9 protein-coding genes and 1 pseudogene are annotated in these 12656 nt (G+C 71.6%); 5 read left to right on the forward strand and 5 right to left on the reverse strand.

What is annotated here, in order from left to right; translation table 11 throughout:
- Positions 1-72 precede the first annotated feature (72 nt).
- The 3 genes from FB453_RS16975 to FB453_RS16985 are packed head-to-tail and all read right to left on the reverse strand — an operon-like array spanning position 73 to position 3456.
- Positions 73-837, reverse strand: coding sequence for a succinate dehydrogenase/fumarate reductase iron-sulfur subunit (locus FB453_RS16975; protein ID WP_091401529.1), 765 nt, complete (start codon positions 835-837; stop codon positions 73-75).
- Positions 834-2771, reverse strand: coding sequence for a fumarate reductase/succinate dehydrogenase flavoprotein subunit (locus tag FB453_RS16980; RefSeq protein ID WP_145791421.1), 1938 nt, complete (start codon positions 2769-2771; stop codon positions 834-836). The genes FB453_RS16975 and FB453_RS16980 overlap by 4 nt, the downstream gene beginning before the upstream one ends.
- A gap of 1 nt (position 2772) precedes the next feature.
- Positions 2773-3456, reverse strand: coding sequence for a succinate dehydrogenase cytochrome b subunit (locus FB453_RS16985; RefSeq protein ID WP_084597936.1), 684 nt, complete (start codon positions 3454-3456; stop codon positions 2773-2775).
- A gap of 83 nt (positions 3457-3539) precedes the next feature.
- Here FB453_RS16985 and FB453_RS16990 point away from each other — a divergent pair, with 83 nt between their 5' ends.
- Complete coding sequence (locus FB453_RS16990) at positions 3540-4472, forward strand: LysR family transcriptional regulator (RefSeq protein ID WP_145791422.1); 933 nt, start codon at positions 3540-3542, stop codon at positions 4470-4472.
- 78 nt (positions 4473-4550) lie between these two features.
- Here the strand turns inward: FB453_RS16990 and hrpA are convergent, their stop codons facing one another.
- A complete protein-coding gene (gene hrpA / locus FB453_RS16995) occupies positions 4551-8627 on the reverse strand; it encodes an ATP-dependent RNA helicase HrpA (RefSeq protein WP_145791425.1) in 4077 nt (1358 codons plus the stop codon).
- Between the two features lie 143 nt (positions 8628-8770).
- Between hrpA and FB453_RS17000 the strand changes: the two genes are divergently transcribed.
- Positions 8771-9163, forward strand: coding sequence for a cytidine/deoxycytidylate deaminase family protein (locus FB453_RS17000; RefSeq protein WP_145791427.1), 393 nt, complete (start codon positions 8771-8773; stop codon positions 9161-9163).
- 11 nt (positions 9164-9174) lie between these two features.
- On the opposite strand, the gene FB453_RS17005 is transcribed toward FB453_RS17000, so the two are convergent.
- Positions 9175-9534, reverse strand: coding sequence for a YciI family protein (locus tag FB453_RS17005; RefSeq protein ID WP_091402189.1), 360 nt, complete (start codon positions 9532-9534; stop codon positions 9175-9177).
- Between the two features lie 141 nt (positions 9535-9675).
- Here FB453_RS17005 and FB453_RS17010 point away from each other — a divergent pair, with 141 nt between their 5' ends.
- The 3 genes and pseudogenes from FB453_RS17010 to FB453_RS17020 all read left to right on the forward strand — a co-directional run.
- Positions 9676-10722: a FecCD family ABC transporter permease gene (locus tag FB453_RS17010; protein WP_112584666.1), complete on the forward strand. Its 1047-nt coding sequence runs from the start codon at positions 9676-9678 to the stop codon at positions 10720-10722.
- On the forward strand, positions 10719-11855 hold the full coding sequence (locus FB453_RS17015) for an iron ABC transporter permease (protein ID WP_486480311.1): 1137 nt from the start codon (positions 10719-10721) through the stop codon (positions 11853-11855). The genes FB453_RS17010 and FB453_RS17015 overlap by 4 nt, the downstream gene beginning before the upstream one ends.
- Before the next feature lie 19 nt (positions 11856-11874).
- Positions 11875-12645, forward strand: a pseudogene (locus FB453_RS17020) (ABC transporter ATP-binding protein); the annotation flags it as partial.
- Between the last annotated feature and the right edge of the window lie 11 nt (positions 12646-12656).

Raw genomic sequence — 12656 nt, forward strand, 5'->3', positions numbered from 1 at the left:
CCCACCGCGAGCACAGACCGCCGTACCCCCGGGAAAGCGGGATGCGGCGGTCTGGCGTGGTACGGCGGACCCTCAGGAACCGGGGGTGTTGTTGGCTCCCTTGGCGGTGGCCGCGAGGTAGTCGCGGTTGAGCCGGCCGATGGTGTTCAGCGGGATGCCCTTCGGGCAGGCCGGGGTGCATTCGCCGGCGTTGGTGCAGCCGCCGAAGCCGGCCTCGTCGTGCGCGTCGACCATGCCGATCACCCGGGTGTAGCGCTCGGGCTGGCCTTGGGGCAGCAGCGAGAGCTGGGTGAGCTTGGCGGCGGTGAAGAGCATGCCGGAGCCGTTCGGGCAGGCTGCCACGCAGGCGCCGCAGCCGATGCAGGCCGCCGACTCGAAGGCGGCGTCTGCGTTGGCCTTGGCCACCGGGGTGGAGTGGGCTTCGGGCGCGCTGCCGGTCGGCGCGGTGACGTAGCCGCCAGCCGCGATGATCTTGTCGAAGGCGCTGCGGTTGACGACGAGGTCCTTGACGACCGGGAAGGCGCTGGCCCGCCACGGCTCGATGTCGATGGTCTCGCCGTCCTTGAACTGCCGCATGTGCAGTTGGCACGCTGTGGTGCCGCGCTGCGGCCCGTGCGCGTCGCCGTTGATCATCAGGCCGCACATGCCGCAGATGCCCTCGCGGCAGTCGTGGTCGAACGCGACCGGGTCCTCGCCCGCGAGGATCAGCCGCTCGTTGAGCACGTCGAGCATCTCCAGGAACGACATGTCCGGGGACACGTCGTCGACCGGGTAGGTCACCATCCGACCCTTGTCCTCAGGGCCCTTCTGGCGCCAGATGCGCAGGGTCAGGTTCACTTGTAGCTCCGCTGCGTGGGGTGGACGTATTCGAACTTCAGGTCTTCCTTGTGCAGCACCGAGGGCTCGCCGTCGGCGGTGAACTCCCAGGCCGCCACGTACGCGAACCGGTCGTCGTCGCGCTGCGCCTCACCGTCGGGGGTCTGGTGCTCGGCCCGGAAGTGGCCGCCGCAGGACTCCTCGCGGTGCAGGGCGTCGATGCACATCAGCTCGGCCAGTTCGAAGAAGTCGGCCACCCGGCCGGCCTTCTCCAGCGACTGGTTGAGTTCCTCGCCGGTGCCGGACACCTTGACCCGCTGCCAGAACTGCTCGCGCAGGGCACGGATCTCGTCGATCGCCTTGCGCAGCCCGGCCTCGCTGCGCTCCATGCCGCAGTGTTCCCACATGATCTGGCCCAGTTCCCGGTGGAACGAGTCCACGGTCCGGTCGCCGTCGACAGCGAGCAGCCGCTGGACGCGGTCCTCGACGTCGGTGCGCGCCTCGACGGCCGCCGGGTGGCTGGCGTCGACCTTCTCCAGCGGACCGGAGGCCAGGTAGTTGGCGATGGTGGTGGGCAGCACGAAGTAGCCGTCGGCGAGGCCCTGCATCAGCGCCGACGCGCCGAGCCGGTTCGCGCCGTGGTCGGAGAAGTTCGCCTCGCCGATCACGAACAGGCCGGGGATGTTCGACTGGAGGTCGTAGTCGACCCACAGGCCGCCCATCGTGTAGTGCACGGCGGGGTAGATGCGCATCGGCACCTCGTACGGGTCCTCGCCGGTGATCCGCTCGTACATCTCGAAGAGGTTGCCGTACTTGGCCTCGATGGCCTTGCGGCCCAGGCGGCCGATCGCGTCGGCGAAGTCGAGGTAGACGCCGAGCTTGGTCGGCCCGACGCCCCGACCCTCGTCGCACACGTTCTTCGCGGCGCGGGAGGCGATGTCGCGGGGGACCAGGTTGCCGAAGGAGGGGTAGATCCGCTCCAGGTAGTAGTCCCGCTCGTCCTCCGGAATGTCCTTCGGGCTGCGGTCGTCACCCTTGGTCTTCGGCACCCAGACCCGGCCGTCGTTGCGCAGCGACTCGCTCATCAGGGTCAGCTTCGACTGGTGGTCGCCGGAGACCGGGATGCAGGTCGGGTGGATCTGCGTGTAGCAGGGGTTGGCGAAGAACGCGCCCTTGCGGTGCGCGCGCCAGGTGGCGGTGACGTTGCAGCCCTTGGCGTTGGTGGAGAGGTAGAAGACGTTTCCGTAGCCGCCGGAGGCGAGCACCACGGCGTCGGCCATCTCGGTGCTGATCTCGCCGGTGACCAGGTCCCGGACGACGATGCCCCGGGCCTTGCCGTCGACGAGGACCAGCTCCAGCATCTCGTGCCGGGTGTTCATCTCGACGTTGCCCAGGCCGATCTGCCGTTCGAGGGCCTGGTACGCGCCAAGGAGCAGTTGCTGGCCCGTTTGGCCCCGGGCGTAGAAGGTGCGCTGCACCTGGGCGCCGCCGAAGGAGCGGGTGTCCAGCAGGCCGCCGTACTCGCGGGCGAACGGCACCCCCTGGGCGACGCACTGGTCGATGATGTTGACCGACACCTCGGCGAGCCGGTGCACGTTCGACTCCCGGGAGCGGAAGTCGCCGCCCTTGACGGTGTCGTAGAAGAGCCGGTGCACGGAGTCGCCGTCGTTGCGGTAGTTCTTCGCCGCGTTGATGCCGCCCTGTGCGGCGATGGAGTGCGCCCGGCGCGGGCTGTCCTGGTAGCAGTAGGACCTGACGTGGTAGCCCTGCTCGGCCAGGGTCGCGGCGGCGGAGCCGCCGGCCAGGCCGGTGCCGACCACGATCACCGTCATCTTGCGGCGGTTGGCGGGGTTGACCAGCTTGGCCTCGAAGCGCCGGGTCTCCCAACGCTTCTCGACCGGGCCGTCGGGAGCCTTGGTGTCGGCGATCGGGTCGCCCTCGGTGAAGAGTTCCATGTCAGGACACCAATCCGGTGAGTACGGCGAACGGGACCACCAGGTACCCGGCGCAGAGCAGCACGGCGAAGATCAGAGCTGCGGTACGCGCCCTGCGCTCGCCGCGTGGCGTCTGCTGGCCGAGGCTGCGGAACGCGCTGAACGCGCCGTGGCGCAGGTGGAAGCCCACCGCGAGGATGGCCAGCGTGTAGAAGAGGGTGACGTACCAGCGCTCCGGGGCGAAGTCGGCGACGACGTTGCCGTACGGCTTGCTGGCGTCGCCGACCGGGTTCAGCGTGCCGGTGGTCAGGTCCAGCAGGTGGTAGATCACGAAGAGCAGGATGATCACTCCACCCCAGCGCATCGTGCGGGCCGCGTAGCTGCCGTTGACCTTCTTGCGGTGGGCGTACTTCACCGGGCGGGCGGCGCGGGCTCGTCGGGCCAGCACGGTGGCGGCCACGATGTGGGCGACGACCGCTACGACCAGCACGGTGCGCAGGATCCACAGGAACCAGACGCCGGGCAGCAGTGGCTTGCCGATGTCGCGCAGCCAGTGCGCGTAGTGGTCGAACGAGGTTTCCCCCGTGAACACCTTCAGGTTGCCGAGCATGTGGGCGATGAGGAACAGCGCCAGCAGGATGCCCGTCACCGCCATGACGGCCTTGAGGCCGACGTTCGAGCGGATGGGCGACCGAGTCTTCGTGATTACCACAGGACCGACGCTAGGAGCACTTCGATCAGTCGTCCAATGCATCAAACTCGCAGTGTTGATAGCCGTAGGCTATGTAGATGCAGCTCCATCAGCTCCGGTACTTCGTCGCGGTGGCCGAAGTACGACATTTCACCCAAGCCGCCGACCTCGTGGGCATCACTCAGCCTTCTCTCAGTAAGCAAATTCACGCTCTGGAGGCCGACCTCGGAGCACCACTGTTCGAGCGGGTAAGGGGCAATATCGCACTCACCGCGGCGGGCGAGGTGCTGCTGCCCCTGGCCACCCGGATCCTCGCCGACGTGGAGACCGCGACTCGGGAGGTCCAGGAGTTGGTCGGGCTGCGCCGGGGCCGGGTCCGGCTCGGGGCCACGCCCAGTCTGGCCACGTCGCTCGCCCCGCCCGTGCTGCGCCGGTTCCGCGACGCGCACCCCACAGTCGACCTCAAGGTCGAGGAGGGCGGCTCCCAGGATCTGGTGCGCGACCTGCTCCGCGGCGACCTCGACCTGGCCCTCATCATCATGCCGGCGCAGGGGGCCGACCCGGGGCTGCGGGTCGACCCGATCCTGCGCGAGAGCCTGGTGGTGGCCTCGGTGGGGGAGGTGCCCACCGCGTCGCTGACCGGGGAACTGCGCATCACCGACCTGCGGGACCAGCCGATGGTGATGTTCCGGGAGGGGTACGACCTGCGCGACGCGACCATCCAGGCGTGTCGGGAGGCGGGCTTCGAACCCACCTTCGCGGTGGACGGCGGCGAGATGGACGCGGTGCTCAGCTTCGTCGAGGCAGGGCTCGGCATCGCTCTCGTGCCCGGCATCGTGCTGGCTCGCCGACCGGGCGTGCGGATCACCCCTCTCGCCCCGCCCGGGGTGCGCCGGACCATCGCGGTGGCCCGCCGGCGCGACGTCGTACCCACCCACGCCGGTCGGGAGCTTCGGCGCATCCTGCTCGACTACGTGCAGTCCGCGATCGACCTCGGCGAACTGCCCCCGGGCGTCGAGCCACTGACCTGACCCGCCGGGGTCCGCCGCCGCAAGAGGCCGGACGGGAGCCGCCGCCGCGCAGAGGTCGGCAGCGGCCCGGCCGTCGGTTCAGCGGCCCTCGGCGTCGTCCATCGCCCGGTAGATCCGCTGCTCGGAGACGGGGTACGGAGTGCCCAGCGCCTGGGCGAAGACGTTCACCCGTAGCTCTTCGATCATCCAACGGATCTGCCGGACGGCCGTCTCCTGGCGGCGGGCCGGCGACAGGTTGGCGAGCAGGTCGGCGTACTCCTTCTGCACCACAGCGATCCGGTCCTGCTGCTGACGGTCCCGCTGTGGGTTGCCGCCCAGCCGCTCCAGCCGACGCTCAATGGCGGTGAGGTAGCGCAGCAGGTCGGGCAGGCGCGCGTACCCGGTCTCGGTGATGAAACCGGCGTGCACCAGCCCGGCGAGCTGGCTGCGGATGTCGGCCAGCGCCGCCACCACGGCGAGGTTGCGGGTCGCACCGAGCCGCTGCTCAACGGCGTACGCGGCGGCGAGGACCTTGCGGACCCGGTCCATCACCTCGACGACGGTGTCGACCAGGTCGGCGCGGACCTTCTCGCGCAGGGCCGCGAAACCGTCGGCGTCCCACGCCGGCCCGCCCGCCACACCGATCAGCCGGTCGATGGCGGCGCCGGCCGCGTCCTCGATCAGCTCCTGCACACCGCCGTGCGGGTTGCGGCTCAACGCCAGCTTCGCCTCGTTGTCCAGCCGACCCTGCAGGAACCGCGCCGGGGACGGCACGGTGAGCCGCAGCAGCCGGCGGGTGCCGGCCCAGTGCGCCGCCTCCGCCTCGGCGGGGGAGTCGAACACCTTCACCCCGACCGTGGCGCCCTCGTCGACCAGCGCCGGGTACGCGGTGACCGCGTAACCGGCGCGGACCTGCTCGATGGTCCGGGGCAGCGTGCCGATGCTCCACTCGCGCAGCCCGGTACGGGCGACCTCCGGTGCGGCGGCCGCCACCACCTGGCGTACCTCCTGGCGGAGTTGGCGTTGCAGGGCCGGCAGGTCCTTGCCCTCGGCGACCGGCTTCTCGTCGTCGCCGAGGACCCGGAAGGTCACCCGCAGGTGCGCCGGGAGCTTGCCCGGCTCCCAGGCGTCGCGGGGCACTGTCACCCCGGTCATCCGGCGCAGCTGCCGGGTGAGCGCGTCCAGCAGCGACTCCTCGCCGGGAGTGATCGCCGCCAGGGCGGCCCGGGCGTAGTCCGGCACCGGGACGAAGTTGCGGCGGATCGCCTTGGGCAGTGAGCGGATCAGCGCGATCACCGTCTCCTCGCGCAGCCCCGGCACCTGCCAGTCGAAGGTCTCCGCCGGCACCTGGTTGAGCAGCGGAAGCGGGATGTCCACTGTGACGCCGTCGTCCGGCGTGCCCGGCTCGAACCGGTAGGTCAGTGGCAGGCGCACCCCGTCGGCCTGCCACTCGTCCGGGTAGTCGTCCTCGTCCACCCCCGGCCGACCGTCGTTGATCAGCAGGTCACGGGTGAAGGTGAGCAGGTCGGGTTGTTCGCGGCGGGTCTTCTTCCACCAGCTGTCGAAGTGCCGGCCGGAGGACACGTCGGCCGGGATCCGCTGGTCGTAGAAGCCGAAAATGGTCTCGTCGTCGACCAGGATGTCCCGGCGTCGGGCCCGGCTCTCCAACTCCTCGATCTCGGCGAGCAACCGTTTGTTGTCCGCCCAGAACTGGTGGTGGGTCTGCCAGTCGCCCTCGACGAGGGCGTGCCGGATGAACAGCTCCCGGCTCAGCGTCGGGTCGATCCGCCCAAAGTTGACTTTGCGGGAGCTGACCAGCGGGACGCCGTACAGGGTGACCTTCTCGTAGGCCATCACCGCGGCCTGCTTCTTCTCCCAGTGCGGTTCGCTGTAGCTGCGCTTGACCAGGTGCTGCGCCAGCGGCTCGACCCACTCCGGCTCGACCCGGCCGGCGATGCGCCCCCACAGCCGGGAGGTCTCCACCAACTCGGCGGCCATCACCCAACGCGGCGGCTTCTTGAACAACGCCGACCCGGGAAAGATCCCGAACTTCGCGCCCCGCGCCCCCAGGTACTCGTGTTTCTGGGCGTCCTTCAGGCCGATGTGTGACAGCAGGCCGGGCAGCAGCGACTGGTGCACCTTCGGGGTGTCGATCTCCTCCGGCAGGTCCGCGCCACCCCGGCGGCCTCGGCCGGCGTCCGCGTCGTCCGAGCTGTCGCGCGCCGGCCGCCCACCCCGCCGGTCGCCGTCGGACGGGGTACGCAGCACCTGGCGCAGCTGGCTGACGATGTCCTGCCACTCGCGGATGCGCAGGTAGTTCAGGTACTCCGCCTTGCACATCCGGCGGAACGCGCTGGAGGACAGCTCCCGCTGCTGCTCGCGCAGGTAGCGCCACAGGTTGAGGAAGGCGACGAAGTCCGACTCCTTGTCGGCGAACCGGGCGTGCGCCTGGTCCGCCTGGGCCTGCTTCTCCGCGGGCCGCTCCCGCGGGTCCTGGATGGAGAGCGCGGCGGCGATCACCAGCACCTCGGTGGCGCAGCCGTTGCGCTCGCCCTCGACCACCATCCGGGCCAGGCGCGGGTCGACCGGCAACTGGGCCAGCCGCCGGCCGAGCGCGGTGAGCCGCTTCGCCGGGTCGGCCTCGGTCGGGTCCAACGCGCCCAGCTCGTGCAGCAGGTTCACGCCGTCGGTGATGTTGCGCTTGTCCGGTGGGTCGATGAACGGGAACGCGGCGAGGTCGCCGAGCCCGATCGCGGTCATCTGGAGGATGACCGACGCCAGGTTGGTCCGCAGGATCTCGGGGTCGGTGAACTCGGGCCGGGAGAGGAAGTCCTGCTCGTCGTAGAGGCGGATGCAGATGCCGTCCGAGGTGCGACCGCACCGGCCCTTGCGCTGGTTTGCCGACGCCTGGGAGATCGGCTCGATCGGCAGCCGCTGCACCTTGAGCCGGCTGGAGTAACGGGAGATGCGGGCGGTGCCCGGGTCCACCACGTACTTGATGCCGGGCACTGTCAGCGAGGTCTCCGCGACGTTGGTGGCAAGCACCACCCGGCGCGAGGAGTGCGCGGCGAAGACCCGGTGCTGCTCGGCGGAGGACAGCCGGGCGTACAACGGCAGGATCTCGGTGCCGAGCAGCGAGCGCTTCTTCTGCACCAGCTTGCCCAGCGCGTCGGCGGTGTCCCGGATCTCCCGCTCACCGCTGAGGAAGACCAGGATGTCGCCGGGGCCCTCGGCGGCCAACTCCTCGACGGCGTCGCCGATCGCCTGGATCTGGTCGCGGACGGTTTCCTCGTCGCCGTCGCCGTCGCCGTCGCCGTCCTCCTCGCCCTCGGCGAGCTCGACGAGGGGCCGGTAGCGCACCTCCACCGGGTAGGTACGCCCCGAGACCTCGACCACCGGCGCGGGCACGCCCTCCGGCTCGTCGGCGGTGGGTGGCCCGGCGAAGTGCCGCGCGAACCGGTCGGTCTCGATGGTCGCCGAGGTGATGATCACCTTGAGGTCGGGTCGTCGGGGCAGCAGCTCCCGCAGGTACCCGAGGATGAAGTCGATGTTGAGGCTGCGCTCGTGCGCCTCGTCGATGATCAGCGTGTCGTACTGGCGCAGCATCCGGTCGGTCTGCAACTCGGCCAGCAGGATGCCGTCGGTCATCAGCTTCACCAGACTGCGCTCGCTGACCTGGTCGGTGAAGCGCACCTTGTAGCCGACCACGTCACCCAACTCGGTGCCCAGCTCGTCGGCGATCCGGTCGGCCACCGTCCGGGCGGCCAACCGCCGAGGCTGGGTGTGCCCGATCAGGCCGTGCACCCCACGCCCCAACTCCAGACAGATCTTGGGGATCTGGGTGGTCTTGCCGGAGCCGGTCTCGCCCGCCACGATCACCACCTGGTGATCACGGATGGCGGCGGCGATGTCGTCCTTGCGCTCACTGACCGGCAAACCCACCGGGTACGTGATCACGGGCACCGCCGCCTGCCGGGCGGCGAGCCGTTGCTCGGCCCGGACCAGGTCGGCGGTGATCTCGGTCAGCGCCGCTTCCCGACGCTGCGGGTCGCGCAGCTTGCGGGCACCGTCCAGTCGCCGCTGGAGCCGGCGCTGGTCGCGGAACATCAGAGGTGTGAGGCGGCGGTGCAGCTCGCGAACGGGGTCGGACGCGACGGAGGCGGTTGGATTCTGCATGTCGTGCCCAAGGATAGGCAGCCCGGCGGCGCACCGCCCCTGGGTTACCGAGCGACCGGCTCCCCGACGGCCACCTCCGGTCCCTTGACGGCCACGAGCGGGCCCTAGAGTTGGCGGCCGACGTCGAGCGCTGGGGGAGCCGGATGGAGATGCGCGACACCGACCGTGCGTTGGTGCAGGCCGCCACGGCGGTCTCCAAGCTGCGCTGCCGCAGCCAGCACCACACTGTCGCGTCGGCGGCCCGGACCGCGGACGGGCGGGTCTTCACCGGCGTGAACGTCCAGCACGCCACCGGAGGGGCCTGCGCCGAACTTGTCGTGATCGGCACGGCCGCCACCCAGGGCGTCACCGCGCTGGAGACGATCGTCACGGTCGCCGACCGTGGCCGCGAGGTCGTCGCGCCCTGTGACCGGTGCCAGCAGGTGCTGCGGGACTACTTCCCGGAACTGCGGGTCGTCGTCGGCCCGATGGACGCCCTGCGGGCGGTCCCGCTCGGTGAACTGCCGGCGGAGGCCGGCAGCGGCTCGGCCGGCTGACCGGGCCCGGGTCAGTCCCCGGAGGCCGCCTCCAGCATCGACTGCGGCACCGGCACGCTCTCGAACCGCAGGGTGCCCTCCGGAAGCAGCCACGACGTGACCCGCGCGACCAGGCGACCGGCCCGCACGGCGGGGTCGTTGGCGAACAGCGCGCGTGCCTCGTCCGGGGCGATGGACAGCACCACGAAACCCCTCAGCTGCTCGTCGTCGGGGTGCAGGAAAGGGCCGGCCGCGAGCACCAGCCCCTGCTGCACGAGGCCCGCCTGGTGGGCCAGGTGCGCGTCCCGCAACCGGTCGATCGCGTCCTGCGGCAGCTCCGGCGGATCCGACGGCCGGGTCAGCAGGACGACCGTGTGCTGGTCGAATCGCATGAGCCAACCCTAGGTGCGCCGCCCTCTTCGCGCGGGCGTCTGCCCTGCTCAGCCTGTCGCGGATCGATAAGTGCCAGTTAGGTGACCCTCAACTGAGCGGCTAAGGTTAGGCGAACCTAAGCGTGAACATGCAGGAGACTCGTGACCACCCTCACCACCCGGCCGACCCCGGCCCGCAACCGGTCCGGCACCCGCACCGGCCGCCGGGTGGCAGTCACCGTCGGGGCCGCGCTGGTGCTGCTGCTCACCGTGCTGGCCAGCTTCGCGCTCGGCAGCCGACAACTCGGCGTCGACCAGGTCTGGCACGCGCTCGTCGCGCCGGACGGCGGCGACGCCAGCACCATCGTCCGTGAGCTGCGGATGCCCCGGACCGCGCTCGGCCTCGCGGTCGGGCTCGCGCTCGCCGTGGCCGGGGTGCTGTTCCAGGCGCTCACCCGCAACCCCCTCGCCGAGCCGCGCATCCTCGGCATCAGCGCGGGCGCGTCGTTCGGGGTGGTGCTCGCGATCTCCGTCTTCGGCGTCGGCACGCTCGCCGGGTACGTCTGGTTCGGCATCGCCGGGGCCCTGATCGCCGGGCTGCTGGTCTTCGCCATCGCCACCCGCGCCCGCGAGGGCGCCAGCCCGGTCACCCTCGCGCTGGTCGGCGCGGCGCTCGACGCCAGCCTGGCCTCCGGGGTGTACGCGCTGCTCAGCATCGACGCCCGCACCTTCGAGGAGTACCGCTTCTGGGTGGTCGGCGGGCTGGCCGGACGGGACCTGTCGGTCGCCGCACAGGTGCTGCCGTTCGTCCTCGTCGGGTTGGTGCTGGCCGCCCTGGTGGCCCGGGGCCTGGACGCGCTGGCCCTCGGCGATGACGTGGCCCGTGGTCTCGGCCACCGGATCGGCCTGGTCCGCCTCGGTGGTGGCCTCGCCGCCGTGCTGCTGACCGGTGCCGCGGTGGCCGCCGCCGGACCTGTCGCGTTCGTCGGGCTGGCCGTGCCGCACCTGGCCCGCGCCCTGGTCGGCGCGGACCACCGCTGGACCCTCGCCGTCTCCGCCCTGCTCGGGCCGGCGCTGCTGCTCGCCGCCGACATCGTCGGTCGGCTCGTCGCCCCGCCCGGCGAGATCCCGGCCGGAATCGTCACCGCGCTGATCGGCGCGCCACTGCTGGCCGTGCTGGTCCGCCGCGCCAAGGTGGTGACCGCGTGACCACCACCCGCCGTCCCTCCGGCCCCGCTGACCCGCCCAGCCCGGCTGGGTCCGCTGGCCTGTCGACCGTCGCGGCCGCCGGCTCGCCTGGTGCCGACGGTGCTCGGCTGTCCGGGCGGTCGCTGCTGCGGGTCGGCCCGGTCAGCCTGCTGATCCGCCGTCGCGCGGTACTGGTGGCGGCCGTGCTGACAGTGCTGCTCCTGCTGGCCGTCGTGCTCAGCCTCTCGCTGGGCACCCCGTACGTCGCCCCGGCCGACGTGCTGCGCGCACTTTCCGGAGCTGGCACCCCGTACGACCTCGTGGTCTTTGATCTTCGGCTGCCGCGGGTCTTGCTGGCCGCCGTGGCCGGCGCCGCCTTCGGCGTGGCCGGCACGCTGATCCAGAGCGTGGCCCGCAACCCACTGGCCAGCCCGGACGTCATCGGCATCACCCAGGGCGCCGGCCTCGCCGCGACCGTGGCCCTGACCAGCGGAATGGCCGCGGTGCTGGTGGCGCCCACCGCCCTGGTGGGCGGGCTGCTCGCGGCGGTGCTGCTGTTCGCCCTCGGTGCCCGGCACGGGCTGGCCGCGCAGCGGTTCGTGCTCGCCGGGGTGGCGGTCGCGTTCGGCTTCCGGGCGCTCACCGAGGTGGTGATGCTCACCGCCGATCCGATCGACGGGCTGCGCGCGCAGATCTGGCTGATCGGCACCCTGGCCGGCAAGGGCTGGACCGAGGCCGCCTGGATCGCCGGCACGCTGCTGGTGCTATTGCCGGTGCTGGCCTGGGCCGGCTGGGCGCTGAACAGCACCGCCCTGGACGACGACACCGCCCGGGGCGTCGGTCTGCGCCCGGTGGCGCGTCGGATCGGCCTCGCCGGCACCGGCGTACTCGTCGCCGCGATGGTCACCGCCCAGGTCGGCGCCGTCGACTTCGTGGCGCTGGTCGCCCCGCAGGTGGCCCGACGACTGGTACGCGCCGAACGACCACCGCTGGTCTGCGCGGCGCTGCTCGGCGCCCTCCTGCTGGTGCTGGCCGACCTGGCCGGCCGGCGCCTGTTCGCACCCACCCAACTACCCGCCGGTGTGCTGACCGCCGCGATCGGCGGCCCGTACCTGATCTTCCTGCTGCTGCGTGGCCGGCGGCGGTCGTCGTGACGCCTCAAGGAGTCGTGTGATGCTCTCCACCCGCGACCTGGTCGCCGGCTACGACGAGCGAACCGTGCTCGACGGGCTCGACCTCGACCTGCCCACCGACGCGTTCACCGTGATCGTCGGACCCAACGCGTGCGGCAAGTCCACCCTGCTGCGCACGATGGCCCGGCTGCTCACCCCCCGCCGCGGCACGGTGCTGCTGGACGGCACCGCCATCCGCGACCTGCCGACCCGGGAGGTCGCCCGCCGCCTCGGCGTCCTGCCGCAGAGCCCGCTGGTGCCCGAGGGCGTCACTGTGGCGGACCTGGTCGGGCGCGGCCGACAGCCCTACCAGCGGTGGTGGCGGCAGTGGTCGTCGGAGGACGGCGCCGCGGTGGACCAGGCGATGGCGCTCGCCGACGTCACCGACCTGGCCGACCGACCGGTGGACAGCCTCTCCGGCGGTCAGCGGCAACGAGTGTGGATCGCCATGACCCTCGCCCAGGACACCGACGCCCTGCTGCTGGACGAGCCGACCACCTTCCTCGACCTGGCCCACCAGGTGGAGGTGCTGGACCTCCTGCACCGGCTGCGCTCCGAGCGGGGCCGCACCGTGGTCGCCGTCCTGCACGACCTGAACCAGGCCGCCCGCTACGCCGACCACCTGGTCGCCATGCGCGCCGGCGCAGTCGTCGCCGCCGGCCCGCCCCGGGAGATCCTCACCGCCGACCTGGTCCGCGACGTCTTCGGGCTGGCCTGCGTGGTCGTGCCCTGCCCGGTGACCGGCGCGCCGCTGGTGGTGCCCGCGTACACCGGTGGCAACGC

The sequence above is a fragment of the Micromonospora sp. CNZ322 genome, from assembly GCF_007827755.1.

Excerpts from the sequence above, each read along its gene's own strand:
- FB453_RS16980 (WP_145791421.1), bottom strand. The coding sequence starts at position 2,771 with ATGGAACTCTTCACCGAGGGCGACCCGATCGCCGACACCAAGGCTCCC.
- FB453_RS16990 (WP_145791422.1), top strand. The coding sequence starts at position 3,540 with ATGCAGCTCCATCAGCTCCGGTACTTCGTCGCGGTGGCCGAAGTACGA.
- hrpA (WP_145791425.1), bottom strand. The coding sequence starts at position 8,627 with ATGCAGAATCCAACCGCCTCCGTCGCGTCCGACCCCGTTCGCGAGCTG.
- FB453_RS17000 (WP_145791427.1), top strand. The coding sequence starts at position 8,771 with ATGGAGATGCGCGACACCGACCGTGCGTTGGTGCAGGCCGCCACGGCG.
- FB453_RS17005 (WP_091402189.1), bottom strand. The coding sequence starts at position 9,534 with ATGCGATTCGACCAGCACACGGTCGTCCTGCTGACCCGGCCGTCGGAT.